The organism is Ruegeria sp. AB7 (assembly GCF_056542625.1).
The window spans coordinates 248,926-267,187 of the sequence record NZ_JBQGAC010000002.1; the positions used below are offsets into that span (position 1 = coordinate 248,926).

Genomic DNA, 18,262 nt, shown 5'->3' on the forward strand with positions numbered 1-18,262 from the left:
CAGTAATGGCACGGGTGGTTGTAATTGGCGGCGGCATCGTCGGAATATCCTGTGCGCTGACATTGCAGTCGCAGGGCCACGAGGTCACCGTCGTAGAACCGGGTCCGGTTGGTGAGGGCGCGAGTTGGGCTTCCTGCGGTTGTATCGCAGTGGGTGAGATCGTGCCGTTGTCGCAGCCGGGGATGCTGATGAAAGTGCCGGGCTGGTTGCTGGATGCCGAGGCCCCGTTGACATTGCGCCCGGCCTCAGCGGTGAAATTGCTACCATGGTTTGCACGGTTTACGGCCAATGCGCGTCGCTCGAAAATGCGCGCAATCGCCTCCGATCTGGCAAGACTTACGTTTGCTGCAACAGCGGATTTCAAAGCTCAGCTTTTAGATGTAGGCCATCCTGAGCTTTTGGTCGAACGGCCGGTAATCAAGTTGTTTGACGACGACCATGACCTTGCGACCATGCGCCCAGCTTTTGAGTTGGCGCGTGAGTTGGGTTGCACGATTGATCAAGTCACAGGTCAGGAAGCGCATGAAATCGATCCTGCAATAGCATCTGATTTCAAACATGCAGCTTTACTTAGAGACTGGAGTTTTGTGACGGACCCTAAGGTATTGGTTGAAACGCTGACGCAGAGTTTTAGCAGCCGCGGCGGGGCTGTCGTGGCAGGAAGAGCAATCGGTTTTACGCAGGACGGACAACATGTGAAAAGCGTGAAGCTGAGCGATGGGCGATCGATCAGCGCAGATGATTTCGTCATCGCTGCGGGAACGCCGTCTAGAATCTTGGCCAAGACGCTGGGCGTTCAACTGAGGATGGAAGGGGTGATCGGATATTCGACTGCGTTGAAAGATAGCGGGGTCGAGCTCCGCCATACGGTGTTTTATGCCAAAGGCGGGTTTGGCATTACACCGTATCAGCAGGCGCTGGCAGTGGCCGGTACCGCAGAATTTGCCGACCTGAACGCGCAGCCGAATTGGAACCGAGCCGATGTGCTGGTCAGGCGTGCATGCCGCGTATTACCGGGTTTGAAGACCGATAGTGCGGAACGCCGGATGGGTCGCCGCCCGTTTACACCGGACACACGTCCGATCATTGGCCGCAGCAGGCGACTGGCTAACGTCGCCTTTGCGACGGGTCACGGACAGCTTGGCCTGACACTAGGCGCGACGACGGCGCGTATAATCGCAGATGTAATTGCTGGCAGATCACCGGACATCGATATAGAAGCCTTCAGCCCAGATCGGTTCTCGTCCTGAGCCAAAGCCCGCCCAGCTCTTTTTGAGCCACATGGGACGTCATCAGCAACGCGATCATCCAGCCAGTCACCACGGCACCTGCAGTGCCGAACCAGACACCAATTTCGTTAAAGCCGAGCAGGCCGACGAAAATCCAGACAAAAAAGGCGACGCCAAATCCTTGACGATATAGGCTGATCCACACGGTCCAGATCGGTCGCTTCAAGGCTTGCAATAGCGAGTTGATGGAAAAAAGCATCATGTAGATCGGTAGGATCAGACTATCGACACGTAGATAGCTAAGTCCGACGCGGATCACTTCGGGATCGTCGGTGAAAAAGCCCATCATAAGGCGGCCAAAAATCCACAATATGGGGGCTGCGATGGCGGTCATGATGAACCCGACTTTCCAGCAATAAAACAGTGCCTCGCGTACCCTTTCATAGTCGCGGGCACCGAAATTCTGGGACGCGATGGGCAGCAGTGCCCCCGTGACCCCCAGCACCGGCAAAAGCAAAATCTGCTCAAGCCGAATGGCAATGCCAAAGCCAGCGATTGCGTGCTCTCCAAAGATTTTCAGGGCGAACTGCATGACAAAACCTGACAGCAGCATCACGAAGAAAGATGTCGCTGTGGGAAGTACCTGAACCGAGATCTCCTTGAACTTCTGTAGGCGCGGAATGAAGTTTCGGGGGCGCATGCGCCTCATCCTGCGGCGTCTGAGGACCTGACGGATCAGAAACACCATCACACCGGTCTGGCTGATCACTGTCGATACAGCGAGGCCATCAAATCCGATGCCCGGGATCATGCCCGGAATGCCGTAGATCAAGAGGGGGTTCAGACCGATATTGGCAAAAAACGCCACCATGAGGGCGCGTTGCATCGATACCGCGTCACCATGTGCCTGAAGAATGCCATTGCAACCGAAGGCCAGTAGAAATCCGGGCAAGGCCAATAGGAGCCAGTGGAAATAACGTAAACCTGCATCGCGATAAGGTCCCGGTTCCGAAACCAGAGTTATCAGCGCAGGGCCGTACCAAAGACCAGCCGCCGCCAGAACACAGGCTGCAATGAAGCCATAGATCATTCCCTGTGCCGCAAACCGCCGCGCTGCTCGAGTGTCTCCAGCGCCTAATGCGTTGCCGACCAGCGCGCTCATCGCGGCACCCAACCCGACCCCGACCGAAATGGCAATGAAAAAGGCCTGAAACCCTAGTGCCAATCCAGCCTGCGCGCTGGTCGAGAGAAGGCCGGCGAAGAACATGTCGACAACGTTGTAGAGAGTGTTGAACAACATCCCGATTGCGCCCGGGATCGCCAGGGTTCGGAAATGGGTCGAGATTGGCCCGCGCGTCAGATCAATTTCAGTTGGGATGGCCATATCAACTGGCCACTACGGACGCTCGGCCTGAACGGTCAGGAAGACGAACTCGGGGGTCAGTACCTCTTCGAAGCCGTGATTCAGCTCTGCATCGACGCTGATGCTGTCTCCTGCTGAAAGAGTAAATCGGGCCTCGCCATAGCGATAGATGGCCTGCCCTTCGAGAACCTGCACAAACACGACGCCATGGCCGACATAAGTGGGCGGCTGCCCCTCGTCGCGCAACAACGTGACACGACGGGCCTGAAAGCGCAGGTCCTTCCGGGAATGCAGCGCAAGGTTGACGTATTCGTGCGAATGGCCGCCCGCCAGTCGCGTAGACTTTAGCCCTTCGCCATGGCGAACCAGCGTATAGTCGGTGTGGTCTGTCCGCGCTTCGCGAAACAGCGATACGATTGGTACCTCTAACGCTTCGGCAAGTGCAGCCAGCGTATCGATTGACGGAGAGACCAACCCGTTTTCGATACGGCTGACCATAGCAGCTGAGATACCAGACTGTTCTGCCAACCGACGGGCGGATTGCTTGCGGCTTTGGCGCAGCTCCCTGAGCGAGGCACCAATAGCGCGATCAATCTGTCTTCCCGGCGTGTCATCGTGCATGATTCAATCCGTCATTCCTCGGCGTAGTAGCCCACCACGTCCCCTTCCGTTGTGACACCCAGACCATTCAGCAATCGGTTGGCATAATTGAAATATCCGACGATCTGGTTGATCTCGAGAATCTCTCCGTCTTCCCAGCCGGCATCTTTCAATGCGCGAACTTCGGATTCCTCCATTGCACCCGGCGACAGGGTCAGCTTTTGCGCATAGATCAGCGCGGCCAACTGCGCACCTTCAAATGCATCCTGCGGCCGGTGGGCCTTTAACGCGGCCTCGATTGCGTCGGCGCGTGCGTCGTCACCGATCAGATGTCGGGCGTTTGCCCAGTGGTTGGCATAAGAATAGGGGCAGGTGTTCAACGTCGATACGTAAGAGCTGATGACTTCCTGAAACCACATGGGTATGGAATTGGCTTCATCATGCAGGCACGCGCGATACAGAATGACGTGACCTTTCATGGTGTTGGGACGCAGTGAATGCACACGCATCACGTTGTCCACGGTCCCGTGTGGTGTGCGCGCCAGATCCAGAGTCGCTCTCAGGTGCTCGTCGGCATCTTCGTCAGATATCATCCGAATCCAGGCGGACATTCACGTTTCCTCTCGTGTTTTCTGTTTCTATTTTCGCGGCGTGTGCCGTTCGGCTGAGTTTTTTATTGACGAATATTGCACATTAAGCAACCATATTGAACAGCGCGCAACGAATTTGAGGATTCTGAAGCTTTGCCAGATCTCTCCACTCTGCCTGAATCGCCGCGAATGACTTCGTGCGCATGCGTGCATGACCTCATGTTGCGATCGCACTACCACAGCGTCATAGATCAGCGGCGCCAGCTGATCCGCATCTTGACAGGTTCGGTATGACACAGCTCTCCCCCATGATCGAAGTGACCAATCTGGATAAGTTCTATGGGACTTTCCATGCGCTCAAGAACATCGATCTGACCGTTCATCAGGGCGAGAAGGTGGTAATCTGCGGCCCGTCCGGATCGGGAAAATCCACGCTGATCCGCTGTTTCAACGGGTTAGAGTGGCATAATTCCGGGCGTCTCGTGATCGATGGGATCGAAGTCTATGAAGGTGCCAAGGAAATCCGTGAACTGCGACAGGAAGTCGGCATGGTCTTCCAGCAGTTCAACTTGTTTCCGCACCTGACTGTGCTTGAAAACCTGATGATCGGACCGATGAAGGTGCGCAAGCTATCCAAGGCGCAGGCCGAGGAAACCGCGCGCAATTATCTTGATCGCGTTCATATTCCCGAGCAGGCCGATAAGTACCCGGCGCAATTGTCGGGGGGGCAGCAACAGCGCGTCGCGATCGCGCGGTCCTTATGCATGGAAACACGGATCATGCTGTTTGATGAACCGACATCCGCGCTTGATCCCGAAATGATCAATGAGGTGCTGGATGTGATGGTTGAACTGGCCGATACCGGCATGACCATGGTGGTTGTCACGCATGAGATGGGGTTTGCGCGCAAGGTCGCCGACACGATGGTCTTTATGGAGTCGGGGCAGATCGTTGAAATCTCGCCGCCCGATCAGTTCTTCACCAACCCGTCAAGCGAGCGCTGCCGTCTATTCCTGAACCAGATATTGGAACACTAACGTGACCGATCTGGGCATATCACAGGGACGCGGGCAAGCGCTGCCGAAGCCACCACTATACAAGCGGTTCTTTGGTTCGGTGTTAGTGTCCGTCGTGATCTATGCGGTTATTGTCGGGTTGATCGCCTACGGGTCATATGTTGGCGCGCAGGGTATGGGCTATAACTGGCAGTGGTATCGCGTGCCCCAATTCCTGTACCGCAACACCGAGATCGGGTTCGAGTGGGGCGAAATCCCCATCGGACTGGTTGCCACGATCAAGCTGTCAGTTACCTCGTTTCTGCTGGCCACAGCTATCGGGTTGCTGGTGGCGTTACTGCGCTTGTCCGGCTTGGTAGTTGGCACGGCTGTCGCGGTTGCCTACCTTGAACTGATCCGCAATATCCCGCTGCTGGTTCTGCTTTATCTTTTCTATTATGTCCTGGGTCCTATCTTTGGATTTGATCGATATACCGCCAGCATCTTGACCTTGGCGGTGTTTCATTCAGCCTTGATTTCAGAAATCCTGCGGGCGGGGATCAACGCCATCCCATCTGGTCAGTGGGAGGCGGCCAAGTCTATCGGTATGACCCCCTATCAGACCTACAGATATATAATTCTGCCGCAATCAGTTCGCTTTATGCTACCGCCCATGACGGGCGAGGTCGTTCATCTGATCAAATCCTCGGCCATTGTCAGCGTCATTGCCGTGGCCGAACTCACCACATTCGGGCGCAACATCATATCCGACACGTATATGAGTTTTGAAATCTGGTTCACTATCGCGCTGGTCTATCTGGTGGTGACCCTGATCCTGTCGATTGGCGTAAGCTATCTGGAGAAGAAATATGCCGTCGACCAATAACCACAAGAACTTAACCGGACAACAAGGAGAACCAAGATGAAGCTATCTCGCAGAATGCTCGGGGCGGCCCTGGGCGCGGTCGTGGCAACAGGCATGGCGACCTCAGGCTGGGCGCAAAGTGCGACTCAGGAACTGTCCCGCGAAAGTGTGATTGAAACGATCAAACAGGATGGAGTGATCCGGATTGGTCTGTCGCTGTTCGTGCCGTGGTCGATGCGCGACAAGAATGGTGATCTGATCGGGTTCGAACTGGATGTCGGTCGCAAGCTGGCCGAGGACATGGGTGTAGAGGTCGAGTTTGTACCGACCGCCTGGGATGGCATCATCCCGGCGCTCGTATCCGGCAATTTCGACGTGATCATCTCGGGCATGTCGGTGACTGCGCAGCGAAACTTGACGATCAACTTCACCGATCCCTACGCGTATTCGGGCCTGGCTATTATGGCTAACAAACAGTTGACCGATGGTATGTCTTTGGAAGATTTCAATAAACCTGAGGTCACCTTTGCCGCTCGTCGCGGTGCGACACCAGCTACAGTGATCGCGGAAAACTTCCCCAACGCGACGCTGCTGTTGTTTGATGAAGACGGTGCATCAACACAAGAAGTGCTAAACGGAAACGCGCATGCTTCGATGGCGGCTCAACCTACGCCGAACCGCGAGGCCGGTCGTCATCCGGAAACTCTGACCGTTCCGTTCGATAACCTCTATGATCCGCGTGGCGAAGCGTTCGGAGTACGCAAGGGCGATCCGGACGCCATGAATTTTTTCAACAATTGGATCGCTCAGAACTGGCGGTCGGGTTGGTTGGAAGAGCGTCACAACTATTGGTTCGCAACTGAAGAGTGGGCAGACCAGGTTGCCCAATAACCAATTAGCCGGGGGCGGTCAGCCGCCCTCGGGCCTGAAGCGGAGCGCCCAGGTGCCTGAATTTCTTAGAAAACTCAGATGGCCAGATTATCTGATCGTGGCGGTATTGATCGCCTTCTTCGGATATATCTGGCTGTCGATCGAGGGTACGCTGAACTATAAGTGGCGGTGGGAATTGATCCCCAGCTACATCGTCGGCTGGCATACTGGGCGAGAAGAGTATTTTGCCAATCTATTGCTGCAAGGCCTGGTGGCGACGGTTCGTATCAGCATCTATTCCGGCATTTTGGCGCTCATTCTGGGTACAATTCTGGGGATCGCGCGCTGTTCTGCCAACCTGACCATACGCATGCTGGCACGCACTTATCTTGAATTTCTGCGTAATGTGCCACCGGTTGTTGTTGTCTTTATTTTCTTTTTCTTCCTGTCGCAGCAACTGATCGACGCACTAAACCTTGAACGCTGGGCACGTGGAATTGCGCGGCAAGAAGACAACCAGATCTGGACATTTTTCTTTGGTGAGATGCGGCGCTTTCCGTCGCTTGTCTCAGGTGTCATCGTTCTGGCGCTGTTTGAAAGCGCATTTGTCGGCGAAATTGTCCGTGCCGGTATTCAATCGATCCCCAAAGGTCAGCGTGAAGCTGCACGCTCGATCGGGATGAGCCGTTTGCAAGAGCTTCGCTATGTCGTGCTGCCGCAGGCGATGAAAAAGGTCGTGCCGCCGCTGGCCAACCAGTTCATCTCACTAATCAAGGACAGCTCGATCTTGTCGCTGATCTCGGTTCAGGAACTGACCTACAAGACCGTCGAGTTGGTCGCTTCGTCCCGGATGATCTTTGAGGCATGGATCACAACGGCTGCATTCTATTTTGTCGTCTGCTTCGGCCTCAGCCGCATCTTTGCGCGGCTAGAGAAACGATCTGACAAGCGCTAGGTTCAGGTCACATTCGGACCTGAACCATTCCATCCTGAATCCGTGTCTCAAAAACCCGCATTGCTCGGTTCGCAGGCGCTGAAACGGGCTTGCCATCACGCACATCGAACGCGCCCTGGTGCAATGGGCATTCGATAACATGCCCATCGAAATAGCCGTCACACAGATCAGCCCCACCATGGTTGCACAATGCCAGCGAGGCATAGACACCACTGGGTGTATCATAAACTGCAATCAATCTCGGCCCGATCTGAACCCGCGTGACCCAGTTTTCTTCCAGCTTCGATGCCTCGATCACATCGCGCCAAGATTTGTCTGCCACCATCTCTCAGGCCTCGGCTTTGCGTTGCATGATCTGCCGCAGAATGTCGCGATGCGCAGCCAGATATCCACCTTTCTCGACGAAGATATGATCCTTTAACTTCTCATGCAGACGGGGCAGGGCGTGGAAGGGAACTGAGGCGACATAGTGATGTTCGGCATGATAGTTCATATTCCAGCATAAAAATGACATCGGCTTTGACACCAGATTGGTGCGCGTGTTTTCTGACATCTGCGCCACGGTGGGACGTCCGACATGCTCGGTCATTCGTATGAATCGCATCACCGGCTCACCCAGAAACAGGGGTATGATCCAATACCAGATCAATCCCCACCATCCGGTGAAGGCCATAGCCAGAAAGATCAAAGCGTAAATGGCCAGCATGCGGCGCGCGTCCCAATAGACCGACTGCTGCTCCTCTTTGGGAATGAAACTCAACTCGGCCTTGCTGAGCTTCCCAAAGGCATGTCGGAACAGCTCAGTGAACTTACCGCGCCAATAAGGCAGGGCTGACAGGTACAAAAAGTACTCGCCAAGGGATTTGGGCAGCGGGATCAGTTCGGGATCCTCTCCGTTCAGTTGCGTATATGTGTGATGATCACAATGTTCGTATCGGAAGAACCGATGCGGCAGAATGATGATCAGCCCGCAAATCTGACCAACCAGATCATTCAACCACCGGGTGCGAAACACGGTATAGTGCACACACTCATGCTGAAGCGAGAAATGATGCACCAAGACGACCCCTTGCAGAAACATCGCGGGCCAAATCAGCCAACTGTTCCAGGCTAGGGTGATCAATGTTGTCGTGCAGGCCAGCACCAAAACCCACATTGCAAGATGACGTAACCCGGGTGCGTTCGAGCGTTGCATAAATCCCTTGAGTTCTTCGCGCGTCAGTTTTCCTTCGGCCAGAGCCTGAGTCAGCGGCGTAACAATAGCTTTTGACATGTGATTTCCATGATTTTGCCGGAGCGGGGGTCTTGCCCTCTGCGCATATTCCGGCACCGGAGACGGGAGTGCTCCGCACCATAGGGCCAACTCGAACAGACCCTATTATCTAAGAGTATTTCCACAGCTCGTGATTCGATCAAGCCGCTATTGATCAGCCAACTGCACGCAGACCGATATCCGGATCGGGATGGGCGAACAGGGCGGCCGCGCAAGGGTGCCGATCCAGGATTGATTGACCGCAAGGCAGCCGTTCGGCATGGAATGTACCGCGGTCCCAATAAGTTACGCCATCGATTTCGATGGACGGATCAATAACGTTCCAGCTGATTTCACCGGGGGCGTACGCCCCGCAGGTGTGGAAATGCAGGATGCGTGGATTTCCGAAAGCGGAGCCGCCCCAGCGTTCATAGTTTTCGCGCATATCCCAGGGGTAGCCGCAGCCCGGATGGATACCTGCATGCCAAGAGTGCACGAAATTGCGATCAATTCCCAACTGATTGGCTACCCGGTCATAATGCGCCTCGGCCCGTGCGGCGTTGGCGGGATCGCCGTCAAAACGCTGCAGCCGCCCATTCTCCATCATCGCAAAGACGGGGCGGTCGAATTCGATGGTGTAGTCATCGTAATACTTCGACCCCGTTCCCGTCAGAAAACTGATCGCCACACGGCCCGAGAAACTGTGGGCAGGAACCGGAGTAAAGACTGACATCGGAAAGCGCAGGATCGAGGTGTCGCCCGAGGGTTGCAGGTTCATCACCGGCCGACCGCTTACATCAGTGCCCAACGGGCAGGTGATCCGCACCTCGCTGGCCGCGTCCAAGACCGCGTTGATATCGGCCTTAAGCTCCATGAACGCATCGTGGTGGCCGTTGGAGAAACCAGATCCCAGCATTTCTTTGGTTAAAGCGAAGCTAACGATGACTTTCTTACCCTGCGGCATGTCCGAGAACCGCAACTGATCCCCAAGTCGGGCCAGAAATAGAATGATGTCTGCCGCTTCGAACCGGGCAAGCAGATCGGGCGATAGTTGCGGATTGTCCGGATTGAAGCCCACATCAATCGTGTCGACCCCCAGCCCAAGTTGACGGGCCGCCTGACTGACAACATTTACGCTGTCGGCGTCGAAATATCCAAACTCTGCAGGTTCATAGGCAATCAGCAGCCTTTCACCCGCCGCCGCGCGGGCGCAATTGACCAGCAGATTGTAAGCGCCCCGCTCTGGCGTCATGTCGGACATCGACATCTCCTGATTACTTGACATTATCAACTTACGGCCTAGGGCCGCCGGCAATCCATTTGAAAGTGATAATGGCTGACATTAGGATGACTAATATGATCTTGAATCTGCCATACTCCGCGCTGCGAGCCTTTGAGGCAGTTGTACGCCATTCCGGCTTTTCACCCGCCGCCGAGGAACTGGGGGTCAGCCAAAGTGCCGTCAGCCAGCACGTCAGATCGCTCGAAGAATGGCTTGGGCGGGATTTGCTGGTGCGCGGTGCGCGGCAATCGCGACCTACCCGCGAAGGTGAGCAATTGGCGCAGGCAATCTCGGATGGGTTGGGGCGCATTTCAGATGTGTGTGCGCAACTTCGCGATCGAACGCGTGCGGACCGGACCATCGTGATTTCATGTTTGCCGGGGTTTGCATTCAACTGGCTGTTTCCAAGGCTTCTGCACTTTGATTTGGCCCACCCGGACCTGTCTATTTCGATCGCGACGGATACGGGATACTATCCGTTTTCCGGCGCAGATTCCGATATCGGCATTCGATATGGTCTTGGTGAATATCCCGGGTTTGAAGTGGATTTGCTTATGCGGGAAAGGCTGTTTCCCGTTTGCGCGCCCGCGCTGTTGCCTGAACTGAAGCGCATTGAAGATTTGTCACAGCACACACTGCTGGTAGATGAAAATCTGCACCATGGTACGTCCAGCCCAACATGGGAGTTCTGGGCGCGGCAAACCAATCTGACATTGCCGTCTGGAGTGCGCACGCGCCGATTGGGCCAATCAAACATGGTCATACAGGCAGCGATTGAGGGGCTGGGGGTGGCGCTTGGGCGCGAACCGCTGGTTATTGATGCGTTGTGCGATGGCCGTCTGGTGCGACCGTTTCAGCAACTGAACCAATCGCCACTTTCCTATTGGCTCGTCCGGCGCCCTGATAGCAAAGACAGCCAAAAAGTCAGCGAGTTCCTGAACTGGATCAAGGCCGAAGTTGCTTCGCAGCCCGATCTGCCCCCGTCGGTAATGCTGCCGAATTAGCTTGCCTTATATGTATCATTACAAATCCAGAATGGTGTATTGCACTGACGCTGCCATAATGGCGCTAAGCCAACTGATCAAATTGGAGAGCAAACCATGTACCTCAGAAATTGCTGGTATGTTGCCGCCTGGAGCAAGGATATCGGGCGTGAACTGAAGGCTGAGACATATCTGGGTGAGAACATTGTGCTCTATCGTCGGCAGGATGGGACGCCCGTTGCGCTTGAGAATGCCTGCCCGCATCGCAAGCTCCCGCTATCCGATGGCAATCTGAAAGGGGATCTGGTCGAATGCGGCTACCACGGGCTGACATTCGATTGTTCGGGCAAATGTACGGACAGCCCAACGCAGCGGGGGATGACGCCTCGGCGCGCGGTGGTGAAGTCTTATCCAGTTGTCGACCGCTATCGCCTGCTCTGGATCTGGATGGGCGATCCTGAACTGGCTGATCCGGACCTGATTTTCCCAATCGAAAACTTTGATGACACGAGCTGGGGCCTAACCGATGGCGGGGTGATGGATATCGATTGCCATTATCTTTGGGTTTGCGACAACCTGCTTGATCCCAGCCATGTGGCCTGGGTACATGTCTCGTCATTCGCCGGCGCGGGAACGGATGAAGAGCCTCTGGACGTCAAAAAGACAGATCGCGGCGTGATTGTCTCGCGCTGGATCGAAAACAAACCACCATCGCCTTACTATGCCAAACTGGTCTCGTTCGACGGCGATTGCGACCGCTTGCAGCATTACGAAATGTGCATGCCTGCAATCGGGTTGAATAAGTCCATCTATACCCCGGTTGGCACGGGTGGATATGACAAAGATCCTGTCGATGAGACATTCATCAACATCTCTTACAACTTCATGACGCCAATCAACGAGGATCAGACCAGGTATTTCTGGTTCCAGCATCGCAACTCTGATCCGGACAATGCCGAGGTTTCGAAATTCATGAATGATGGTGCGCGGATGGCGTTTCTTGAAGACAAAGATGTGCTGGAAAAAGTGCACAAGGGCATGAAAAACGCTCAGACACCGCATATTGATCTAGGTTTGGATGCCGGGGCAAAAACATACCGACGCGTGCTCGACCGAGCGATCGAGGCCGAGGCCGCTGTGCCAGAGGGTGCAATTCGGCAAGCCTGAAACCTGAACATGGGCCAGTTCCCGGCCCCTTATCTTAGGTGTTGCTATAGATGACAGGGAAGCGCCCACCGGCAAAGGGAGCACCCGGTTTCAGGTCGTCATCATGCAGCCATTCAGTAACGCTATCGCGCGGTTCATAGGTGGCACCTTCAACGGCAAAACGTACCGCATATCCACGCCTGCGACGGGTCGAGGTTCGGTTGCCCATCGCCGAATGCACAGTCATTCCATCGAAGGCCAGGGCATCGCCAGGTTCCATCTGTTCATAGTGGAATATGTCATATTTAGTGCGATCCGCCTCGAAATCGGGCATGTCGATATAGTCCGGGTTATCCTCTTCCAGATAGTGAAGAAACTTGCCAAGCTGGTCAGTTTTGAAAGGCCGGTATTTTGCGCCCCAAGCGTGCGAGCCACGGACAAATTCCAGCGCTCCATTGTCTGGGTCGACAGGATCAAGTGCGATCCACATTGTCATGATGGGACCGGCCACAGGCCAATAGGGCTGATCTGTATGCCAGCCGGTCTGGGTGCGTGTGCCAGGTTCTTTCACGAAAATTTGGTCATAGATCAACGAAGTCCAGGGGCTGCCCGCCACCTCGGCCACGCGCTTTCCAATATCTGAGTTCAGACAATAGTCCTGAAAGATACCCGGTTTTTCACGCATATTTTTATAGGCAAAATACCGGTCACCCTTTTTGACCTCTTCGTCCACGGCATCACGCAACTTGTTTAACCAATCGTCTGTGAGGATGTTTCTCAATAAAACGACGCCGTCGCGCGCATACGCTTGCTGAACAGTATCTGTATCCGGTGTGTTTATCATAGTTCTTCCATCCATAGCATCCGCCTCATTTCCCGTCGGGTTTGAATTCAGGCGCAAAGCGCCACGGTCTGCATGGAGTCAGAGAGAGGGTGAACTGCGGCAGTTTATGATGAAGCAGGGCCAGCGGGATCGGGCCGACCATTTGCCAGCAAGATTCCGATGAAACTGTTCAATTTTGAAGGTCATGCGCCATGGTAGCCCACCACCTTTGATTGCCCAAGCAGTTTTTGCGTAATGGTAAATATATTTATTGACGATATATTTTTTCTGATAAATATTGTGCTTGCTATGCAAAAATATTCGGCATTTTCACTCGCCCGTAACGCGATTTCTGGTCATAAGAACTGGTCCCGAGCCTGGCGGAGCCCGCCGCTCAAAGACCGGTACGAGGTGGTGGTGATCGGGGCAGGGGGTCACGGGCTGGCCACGGCTTACTATCTGGCCAAAGAGTTTGGCATAACCGACGTCGCCGTGCTGGAACGGGGCTGGTTGGGTGGCGGAAACATAGCGCGCAATACGGTTACGATTCGGTCAAATTACATGCGTGACGAGTCGATCCCGTTCTACGTCAAATCCGTCGAGATGTACGAAGGGCTGACGCATGAGTTGAACTTCAACATGATGCATTCCAAGCGCACCATGGTGGATGTGGTGCAGACCTGGCCCAAACTGCGAGAGTTGCGGCGACGGCAATTGGTCATGGACATCTATGGCTCGACATATGAACAAATCACCGCAGAAGAATTGCGCAAACGCATACCTGCGCTGACAGGCGGTGGGCCAGATGCGCGCCTGCCGATCATCTGCGGAATGGTCCACACGGACGCAGGTGTAAACCGTCATGATGCGGTGGCCTGGGGCTATGCCCGCGCGGCGGATGCGATGGGGGTGGAGATGCACCAACAGACCGCCGTGCAAGCATTGATCCGTGGCGCTGATGGGCGCATCGAAGGTGTCGAGACCAATCGCGGCACCGTGCGGGCGAAAAAGGTTGTGGTGGCCGTATCGGGCCATACCACGACGTTGACCGAGACAGCGGGGCTCAAGCTGCCATTGCGCACGATGAACCTGACGGCCTTTGTGTCCGAACCAGTGAAGCCCTTGGTGGATGTCATTGTAAATTGCCCGGACAGTGGGTTCTATTTCAGCCAGTCTGACAAGGGCGAGATGGTGATCGGCGGCGCTCCTGATATGGGGCAAAGCTTTCGTCGCGACATCAAGCAACATGTGTTCGAAGACACTGTGACCGCGATGCTGTCGCTTTTCCCGAGCTTCAAGAAACTCAAACTAATGCGCCAATGGGGTGGGCATCTTGATATTGCCCATGATGCCTCGCCCATCATGGATCAGACTGAGGTACCGGGGCTGTTCGTGACCGCTGGCTGGTGGGGCGGATACAAAGCCATTCCTGCGGGCGGACTGACGCTTGCGCATCTGGTCGCCAAAGGCGAGCCGCATCCGCTGATGGCCTCGTTCACTTTGGACCGCTTCCGCCATCTAGAATTTGTGATGGAAGCCGGCACCACAACGGCGAGATAGGAAGGGACAGGATCATGATGCTCATCCCCTGCCCATTCTGTGGCAAGCGCAATGAAAGCGAGTTCGTCTATGGCGGCCCGGTCGGAGCTGCTCGACCCGATACCAACGCCGTCAGCGATGCTGATTGGGTCGAATACCTGACCATAACGCCCAACCCGATGGGGCCTGTGCAAGAGCGGTGGTGGCACGCACGGGGCTGCGGCGAGTGGCTGACAATCTGGCGGGATACCGTGAAACATGACATTGTGGAGGTGCCCGATGGCTCAGATTAATCGCCGCGCAGTGGGTGGTCGTGTTGATCGAAGCCGCCCTCTGACGTTCCAGTTCAATGGGAAAACTTACGAAGGGTTCGAAGGGGACACTCTGGCCTCGGCCCTGCTGGCGAACGGAGTGCGAGTAACAGCCCGTAGTTTCAAGTACCACCGCCCACGCGGCATTGTCGGACACGGTCCCGAAGAGCCAGGAACGCTTGTGGAGCTGGAAGGCGAGGACGCCTCGGGCAACCGTCCTGCGACCACGGTTCCATTGCGCGAAGGGCTGAATGCACGCTCGGTCAATTGCTGGCCATCGCCCGAGTTTGATCTGGGCGGGATCAATCAATTGATTGGCCGTTTTATTCCTGCGGGCTTCTACTACAAAACTTTCAAATGGCCTAACTGGCATCTGTTTGAACCATACATCCGCAAGGCGGCGGGGCTGGCAGCAGCGCCTGCGCAACCGCCTTCATCGGGGCATTTCGAAGCGCGCTACGCTCATGCAGATGTCTTGATTGCAGGTGCGGGTCCCGCTGGCCTGCAAGCTGCACTTGAGGCTGGTCGAGCGGGCAAGCGTGTCTTCCTCGCAGACGAGGGAACCGAAGCGGGCGGCAGCCTCCTGAACCGCACCCTGACCATTGGCGGGCGTCCGGCGATGGATTGGGTGGGCGAAGCGGTTCAAGAACTAAGCCATATGGCAAACGTCACCCATCTTCAGAACGCGACCGTATGGGCCTATCGCGAACACAACCTACTGATCGTCAATGAACGCGAGCCGGATCAGGCCAGCATTCTAGAACGCAACTGGCGGGTCCGTGTTGCTGAGGTGGTGATCGCCACCGGGGCTACGGAACGGTCGATGGTGTTTGCCAATAATGACAGGCCGGGCGTCATGTTGGCCTCATCCGTGCAGGCCTATGTCAATCGTTGGGGCGTGACACCCGGTCAGAGTGTGGTTCTGTTCACCAACAACAACAGCGCTTACGCAGTGGCCGCCGATCTGGTCGCAGCTGAGGTAACGGTTAACGCGATCCTCGATAGCCGCGACACGGTTCCAAGGGAAGCTCTTGATCTGGTGTCGGGGATAACCGTCCATGCCGGAACAGTAGCCGCCGATATCCGAGGGTACAAAAGCATCCGTGCTGTCAAGGCCGTTCCCAAGTCCGGGGGCGCAGGCACCTGGATCGACTGCGACTTGCTGGCTCATTCCGGCGGTTGGAATCCGACGGTGCACCTGTGGTCTCAGTCCCGCAGCACACTTCGGTTTGATGAAGAACTCGCTGCGTTTTTGCCCGATCAACCGATTCAATCCTGTCGGGCCGTCGGCGCGGCGGCGGGGGATCTCACACTGGATCGGATCATCGATGACGGTTCAGAGCTGCCTTATTCGATTGAACCGCTATGGCGCGTAGATGTGCCAGGGCAACGCGGAAAGGCATTCCTGGATATTCAGAACGATGTTGCGGTCAGCGATGTGCATCTGGCGCTGCGTGAAGGATATGACAACGTGGAACATGTCAAACGCTACACCACTGGCGGGATGGGCGTAGATCAGGGCAAGACGGGCAATATCAACATTATTGGCACCGTTGCTTTGCAAAAGGGCGTTCCATTGCAAGATGTTGGCACGACGACATTCCGCTCTCCCTACACGCCGGTCTCATTCGGTGCGATTGGGGGGCTGCGTGAGGACTCGGTGTTGTTCCCCTACCGGCACACGCCGGTGACCCAATGGAACAAGGATTATGGCGCAGTGATGTATGAGGCTGGTGCCCGATGGCGCCGTCCGGGGTTTTTTCCCAAACCCGGTGAGGGCCTGCAAGAGGCGGTGAACCGGGAATGCCGCGCGGTGCGTGAAGGCGTTGGCGTATACGACGGTTCGCCGCTCGGCACGTTCGAGCTTAAAGGGCGCGATGTTCCGCGCTTTCTGGATTTTCTGTATTCGAACATCATGTCCAGCCTGAAGCCCGACGATGGTCGCTATGGTCTTATGTTGTCGGATGACGGTCTGATCATAGATGACGGGGTGGCCTTTCGGCTGGATCAGCACCGCTGGATGATCTCGACCTCAACGGGCCATGCAGACGCCGTCAACCAGCACATGGAAAAGCTGCTTCAGACCGAGTTTCCTGACTGGCAAGTCATGATCACAACTGTGACAAGCCAGTGGAACAACGCCACCATTTGTGGACCCCGCGCGCGCGATGTCATGCTCGCGCTGTGTACGGATATCGATCTGTCGCCCGAGGCATTCCCCTTCATGTCGTTCCGGGACGGTACGGTTGCGGGGTTCCCTGCGCGGGTTGTGCGCGTCAGTTTCACCGGTGAGCTATCCTTTGAGGTCAACGTTGCCCCACGCCACATGGCCGCCTTGTGGGACAAGGTGATGGAGGCTGGTGCAGCCTTTGGTATCCTGCCTGTAGGATCGGAATCCAGCCATGTCTTGCGTGTGGAAAAAGGCTTTCTTTCGCTGGGGCACGAGGTCGACGGTACCGTGGACGCCTATGACCTGGGCATGGGCTGGGCAATGTCGAAGAAAAAGCCCGACTACCTAGGCAAGCGCTCGGTCCACTTGCGCCGTGAAGCGGTAGGGGAACGCCGGGAATTGGTCGGCATCTTGCCCGAAGACCCTGACAAGCAAGTGCCCGAAGGCGCGCCACTGACCCCTGAAGGTCGCAAAGAAGCGACCGAAGGATTGGTTACCGCCTGCGTCTGGAGCGTCGTCAACAATCGCTGGGTTGGCCTGGCGTTGCTGAAGAACGGGCAGGAGCGACACGGGCAAACCGCGCATGTTCGGCTGAAAGACGAGGTGATCCCGGTGACCATCACAAAGCCTGTATTCCATGACCCAGAGGGTCAGCGCCTGAGGTCCTGAGATGAGCTACGACGTCAAGATCGAACGCCAAACCCTGAATGCGCTGTTTGACCTCAAAGGGGATCCCGAGGTCGTTCAAAATTGGGCCGAATTTTCTCTGCCAAGCCGCCCCAACACGAGGGCGATGCAGGAAGCGTTTGAGGTATATCACATTGGACGCAATCACTGGATTGTACGTGCTTCGCTGGAACTGGAAGAGGCACTGGAAGCACAGCTCAAACCAACGGATTGCCCTGCGGACATCAGTATAGTGCGGATATCGGACACCCTTACCTTCTTTAGTGTCGCCGGACCCCAAGCCGCTGAAGTGATGGCTATTGCCTGCCCGCTTGATCTGCATGTCACTGCTTTTGATGAAGACGCAGTAACCTATTCCGAGTTGTTTGGCCTAAAAGCACTTGTGATGCGCTACGAGGGCGGTTTTGAGTTTGCGGTTGAACAGAGTTTTGGCGACATGGTTCAGGATTATCTGACCCGAGCAACTGCCTGACGCAATTCGAAGCAGGGGCGGTTTACGCCTTATGGCTATTCATTATCTCGGCGGTCTATATGCGTATCGTCTGGGAACAGGGTTCAGATAAGGACCTATCGGATTTATCGAAAGTCATTGGCTGGCACAA

General features: G+C 55.6%; 18 protein-coding genes. 11 read left to right on the forward strand and 7 right to left on the reverse strand.

Annotated features, from left to right (window positions below; genetic code table 11):
- Window positions 1-5 precede the first annotated feature (5 nt).
- Window positions 6-1,250 (forward strand): NAD(P)/FAD-dependent oxidoreductase, encoded by a 1,245-nt coding sequence (locus ACR0EN_RS07165; protein ID WP_480585916.1) that lies wholly within the window; start codon window positions 6-8, stop codon window positions 1,248-1,250.
- On the opposite strand, the gene ACR0EN_RS07170 is transcribed toward ACR0EN_RS07165, so the two are convergent.
- From ACR0EN_RS07170 to ACR0EN_RS07180, 3 genes are read right to left on the reverse strand one after another with little or no spacing between them, the layout of a single operon-like run.
- Window positions 1,225-2,613 (reverse strand): MATE family efflux transporter, encoded by a 1,389-nt coding sequence (locus tag ACR0EN_RS07170; RefSeq protein ID WP_170663373.1) that lies wholly within the window; start codon window positions 2,611-2,613, stop codon window positions 1,225-1,227. The genes ACR0EN_RS07165 and ACR0EN_RS07170 overlap by 26 nt on opposite strands.
- Before the next feature lie 12 nt (window positions 2,614-2,625).
- Window positions 2,626-3,213, reverse strand: coding sequence for a helix-turn-helix transcriptional regulator (locus tag ACR0EN_RS07175; protein WP_170393837.1), 588 nt, complete (start codon window positions 3,211-3,213; stop codon window positions 2,626-2,628).
- 11 nt (window positions 3,214-3,224) lie between these two features.
- The gene (locus ACR0EN_RS07180; RefSeq protein WP_170511709.1) at window positions 3,225-3,803 is read right to left on the reverse strand and encodes a peroxidase-related enzyme; all 579 of its coding nucleotides are present in this window, start codon (window positions 3,801-3,803) and stop codon (window positions 3,225-3,227) included.
- A gap of 269 nt (window positions 3,804-4,072) precedes the next feature.
- On the opposite strand from ACR0EN_RS07180, the gene ACR0EN_RS07185 reads away from it, so the two are divergent.
- Genes ACR0EN_RS07185 through ACR0EN_RS07200 form a run of 4 tightly spaced genes read left to right on the forward strand, consistent with a single transcriptional unit; the run spans window position 4,073 to window position 7,467 of the window.
- On the forward strand, window positions 4,073-4,819 hold the full coding sequence (locus ACR0EN_RS07185; RefSeq protein ID WP_480459463.1) for an amino acid ABC transporter ATP-binding protein: 747 nt from the start codon (window positions 4,073-4,075) through the stop codon (window positions 4,817-4,819).
- Between the two features lies 1 nt (window position 4,820).
- Window positions 4,821-5,663: an amino acid ABC transporter permease gene (locus ACR0EN_RS07190; RefSeq protein ID WP_170393841.1), complete on the forward strand. Its 843-nt coding sequence runs from the start codon at window positions 4,821-4,823 to the stop codon at window positions 5,661-5,663.
- A gap of 36 nt (window positions 5,664-5,699) precedes the next feature.
- Window positions 5,700-6,533 carry a transporter substrate-binding domain-containing protein gene (locus ACR0EN_RS07195; protein ID WP_170393843.1) on the forward strand — a complete coding sequence of 278 codons (834 nt, stop codon included), beginning with the start codon at window positions 5,700-5,702 and terminating at the stop codon, window positions 6,531-6,533.
- Between the two features lie 52 nt (window positions 6,534-6,585).
- Entirely contained in the window at window positions 6,586-7,467 is an 882-nt protein-coding gene (locus tag ACR0EN_RS07200) for an amino acid ABC transporter permease (RefSeq protein WP_170562105.1), read from the forward strand.
- A gap of 7 nt (window positions 7,468-7,474) precedes the next feature.
- Here the strand turns inward: ACR0EN_RS07200 and ACR0EN_RS07205 are convergent, their stop codons facing one another.
- The 3 genes from ACR0EN_RS07205 to ACR0EN_RS07215 form a co-directional block, all read right to left on the reverse strand.
- Window positions 7,475-7,792 carry a non-heme iron oxygenase ferredoxin subunit gene (locus tag ACR0EN_RS07205; RefSeq protein WP_170818352.1) on the reverse strand — a complete coding sequence of 106 codons (318 nt, stop codon included), beginning with the start codon at window positions 7,790-7,792 and terminating at the stop codon, window positions 7,475-7,477.
- A 3-nt stretch (window positions 7,793-7,795) separates the two neighbouring features.
- Window positions 7,796-8,740, reverse strand: a complete 945-nt coding sequence (locus tag ACR0EN_RS07210; protein WP_170818351.1) for a fatty acid desaturase family protein — start codon at window positions 8,738-8,740, stop codon at window positions 7,796-7,798.
- Window positions 8,741-8,894: 154 nt separating this feature from the next.
- Window positions 8,895-9,980: a hypothetical protein gene (locus ACR0EN_RS07215; RefSeq protein WP_480585921.1), complete on the reverse strand. Its 1,086-nt coding sequence runs from the start codon at window positions 9,978-9,980 to the stop codon at window positions 8,895-8,897.
- A gap of 95 nt (window positions 9,981-10,075) precedes the next feature.
- On the opposite strand from ACR0EN_RS07215, the gene ACR0EN_RS07220 reads away from it, so the two are divergent.
- Window positions 10,076-11,005 carry a LysR substrate-binding domain-containing protein gene (locus ACR0EN_RS07220; protein ID WP_170818350.1) on the forward strand — a complete coding sequence of 310 codons (930 nt, stop codon included), beginning with the start codon at window positions 10,076-10,078 and terminating at the stop codon, window positions 11,003-11,005.
- 96 nt (window positions 11,006-11,101) lie between these two features.
- Entirely contained in the window at window positions 11,102-12,151 is a 1,050-nt protein-coding gene (locus ACR0EN_RS07225; RefSeq protein ID WP_480585925.1) for an aromatic ring-hydroxylating dioxygenase subunit alpha, read from the forward strand.
- Between the two features lie 34 nt (window positions 12,152-12,185).
- On the opposite strand, the gene ACR0EN_RS07230 is transcribed toward ACR0EN_RS07225, so the two are convergent.
- On the reverse strand, window positions 12,186-12,989 hold the full coding sequence (locus ACR0EN_RS07230) for a phytanoyl-CoA dioxygenase family protein (protein WP_255612253.1): 804 nt from the start codon (window positions 12,987-12,989) through the stop codon (window positions 12,186-12,188).
- 273 nt (window positions 12,990-13,262) lie between these two features.
- Here ACR0EN_RS07230 and ACR0EN_RS07235 point away from each other — a divergent pair, with 273 nt between their 5' ends.
- The 4 genes from ACR0EN_RS07235 to ACR0EN_RS07250 are packed head-to-tail and all read left to right on the forward strand — an operon-like array spanning window position 13,263 to window position 18,132.
- Complete coding sequence (locus tag ACR0EN_RS07235) at window positions 13,263-14,513, forward strand: FAD-dependent oxidoreductase (protein ID WP_170393855.1); 1,251 nt, start codon at window positions 13,263-13,265, stop codon at window positions 14,511-14,513.
- Between the two features lie 14 nt (window positions 14,514-14,527).
- Window positions 14,528-14,785, forward strand: coding sequence for a sarcosine oxidase subunit delta (locus ACR0EN_RS07240; protein WP_170625702.1), 258 nt, complete (start codon window positions 14,528-14,530; stop codon window positions 14,783-14,785).
- Window positions 14,772-17,642 carry a 2Fe-2S iron-sulfur cluster-binding protein gene (locus tag ACR0EN_RS07245; protein ID WP_480585928.1) on the forward strand — a complete coding sequence of 957 codons (2,871 nt, stop codon included), beginning with the start codon at window positions 14,772-14,774 and terminating at the stop codon, window positions 17,640-17,642. Before ACR0EN_RS07240 ends, ACR0EN_RS07245 begins: the two co-directional genes overlap by 14 nt.
- 1 nt (window position 17,643) lies before the next feature.
- Window positions 17,644-18,132, forward strand: a complete 489-nt coding sequence (locus tag ACR0EN_RS07250) for a sarcosine oxidase subunit gamma (RefSeq protein ID WP_480585931.1) — start codon at window positions 17,644-17,646, stop codon at window positions 18,130-18,132.
- The last annotated feature ends 130 nt before the right edge of the window (window positions 18,133-18,262 follow it).

Bases quoted from the DNA above. Each gene is read 5' to 3' on its own strand.
- ACR0EN_RS07185 (WP_480459463.1), top strand. From the start codon at position 4,073: ATGACACAGCTCTCCCCCATGATCGAAGTGACCAATCTGGATAAGTTC.
- ACR0EN_RS07205 (WP_170818352.1), bottom strand. From the start codon at position 7,792: ATGGTGGCAGACAAATCTTGGCGCGATGTGATCGAGGCATCGAAGCTG.
- ACR0EN_RS07175 (WP_170393837.1), bottom strand. From the start codon at position 3,213: ATGCACGATGACACGCCGGGAAGACAGATTGATCGCGCTATTGGTGCC.
- ACR0EN_RS07235 (WP_170393855.1), top strand. From the start codon at position 13,263: ATGCAAAAATATTCGGCATTTTCACTCGCCCGTAACGCGATTTCTGGT.
- ACR0EN_RS07225 (WP_480585925.1), top strand. From the start codon at position 11,102: ATGTACCTCAGAAATTGCTGGTATGTTGCCGCCTGGAGCAAGGATATC.
- ACR0EN_RS07245 (WP_480585928.1), top strand. From the start codon at position 14,772: ATGGCTCAGATTAATCGCCGCGCAGTGGGTGGTCGTGTTGATCGAAGC.
- ACR0EN_RS07170 (WP_170663373.1), bottom strand. From the start codon at position 2,613: ATGGCCATCCCAACTGAAATTGATCTGACGCGCGGGCCAATCTCGACC.
- ACR0EN_RS07210 (WP_170818351.1), bottom strand. From the start codon at position 8,740: ATGTCAAAAGCTATTGTTACGCCGCTGACTCAGGCTCTGGCCGAAGGA.
- ACR0EN_RS07230 (WP_255612253.1), bottom strand. From the start codon at position 12,989: ATGGATGGAAGAACTATGATAAACACACCGGATACAGATACTGTTCAG.
- ACR0EN_RS07195 (WP_170393843.1), top strand. From the start codon at position 5,700: ATGAAGCTATCTCGCAGAATGCTCGGGGCGGCCCTGGGCGCGGTCGTG.
- ACR0EN_RS07220 (WP_170818350.1), top strand. From the start codon at position 10,076: ATGATCTTGAATCTGCCATACTCCGCGCTGCGAGCCTTTGAGGCAGTT.
- ACR0EN_RS07165 (WP_480585916.1), top strand. From the start codon at position 6: ATGGCACGGGTGGTTGTAATTGGCGGCGGCATCGTCGGAATATCCTGT.
- ACR0EN_RS07180 (WP_170511709.1), bottom strand. From the start codon at position 3,803: ATGTCCGCCTGGATTCGGATGATATCTGACGAAGATGCCGACGAGCAC.
- ACR0EN_RS07215 (WP_480585921.1), bottom strand. From the start codon at position 9,980: ATGTCCGACATGACGCCAGAGCGGGGCGCTTACAATCTGCTGGTCAAT.
- ACR0EN_RS07250 (WP_480585931.1), top strand. From the start codon at position 17,644: ATGAGCTACGACGTCAAGATCGAACGCCAAACCCTGAATGCGCTGTTT.
- ACR0EN_RS07240 (WP_170625702.1), top strand. From the start codon at position 14,528: ATGATGCTCATCCCCTGCCCATTCTGTGGCAAGCGCAATGAAAGCGAG.